The sequence below is a fragment of the Antribacter gilvus genome (genome assembly GCF_003946865.1).
Classification (GTDB): Bacteria; Actinomycetota; Actinomycetes; order Actinomycetales; family Cellulomonadaceae; genus Antribacter; species Antribacter gilvus.
The window spans coordinates 1-1,297 of record NZ_QXTH01000034.1; the positions used below are offsets into that span (position 1 = coordinate 1).

The following is a 1,297-nucleotide window of genomic DNA, read 5'->3' on the forward strand; positions in this document are numbered from 1 at the left end:
CTAGGGCGTGTTTCGGAATGGGTCAGCGTTGGTTGATCCAGTCCAGGAGGTCGCCTGCGATGGTGTTGGGGTCGGCGGCGGTGGTGACGGCGTCGAGGCTGGTGGCGGGGTCGTAGCGGTGGATCTCGTAGCCGCCGAAGGCGCTGACGGCCTTGGACACCGAGACGAACCATTCGAGGTCCTCGTCGTCGGGGTAGACGACGTAGAACGTGTTCGTGCTCGTGTCCAGGGTGCGGGTCAGATCGATCAGCCCGGCCCGGTCCGGGTCGGGAACATGAGCGCCGCCTTCGGCGTCGGCGTAGTAGGCCACGGGCTCCAGGATGCCAGCCGTCAGGCGGCACGGACGACGGCGTTCAGCCAGTCGTCCAGCGCCGCGACGGTGACCGTGGCCTCGTAGCGCACGGCGAGCTTGTCACACCGGGTAGCCACGGCCCGCCAGCGTTTGAGCCGGTTGAACATGCACTCCACGGCGTGGCGCTTCTTGTAGTCCTCGTAGTCGACCTTCGGCGGCCGCCCACCCTTGCTGCCCTTCTTCAGGCGGTTCGCGCGGTGGTCCTTCTTGTCCGGGATCGTGGCGCGGATCCCACGGCGGCGCAGCAGCGCACGGTTCGCCGCCGAGGCATACGCCTTGTCGCCCCGGACCCGGTCAGGCGTGGTCCGGGGCCGCCCGACACCACCGGGCCGGGCGACCCGGACCCGGTCGAGCACCGGCCCGAACTGCGGGCTGTCGCCCCGCTGCCCGGCGGTGATGACCATCCCCATCAGCTTCTGCCCCTGCTCCGCGGCGGCATGCACCTTCGTCGTCAGCCCGCCGCGTGACCGGCCCAGCCCGTGATCGGCCGGCTCACGCCGCGTCGGTGAGTGCGGTGGCTCCTTCTGCGCGTCCGGGTCCCGGCGCGCACCAGCCGCATGCTGATGCGCCCGCGCACTGGTCGAATCCACGTTCAGATCCCACTCGATCAACCCGGCCGCGTCAGCCGAGGTGCGCAACCTGTCGATGACCTGGTCCCACACACCCTCACGCTGCCAGTCGCGGAACCGCCGGTAGACACTGCCCCAGGGCCCGTACAGGCCCCGCGGCACGTCCCGCCACGGGCTACCCGTCCGGATCCGCCACCGCACCCCGTCGATCTGCCGACGCAGCAACCGCGCCCGCCGCCCACGCGCCTTGACCGGCAACAACGGCTCCAGCACCGCCCACGCCTCATCCGTCAGATCATGCCGACCCGCAACATCCACCACGAGCCCGCAGCATGCCGAACCCCCAGGTCAACCCGCAATTCCGAAACACGCCCTA

Annotated in this window: 2 protein-coding genes; both read right to left on the reverse strand. The window is 70.2% G+C overall.

What is annotated here, in order from left to right:
* Positions 1 to 22 precede the first annotated feature (22 nt).
* Positions 23 to 310: a hypothetical protein gene (locus tag D1350_RS23390; protein WP_125778462.1), complete on the reverse strand. Its 288-nt coding sequence runs from the start codon at positions 308 to 310 to the stop codon at positions 23 to 25.
* Between the two features lie 20 nt (positions 311 to 330).
* Complete coding sequence (locus tag D1350_RS23395; protein WP_206074662.1) at positions 331 to 1,239, reverse strand: IS5 family transposase; 909 nt, start codon at positions 1,237 to 1,239, stop codon at positions 331 to 333.
* Positions 1,240 to 1,297 lie beyond the last annotated feature (58 nt).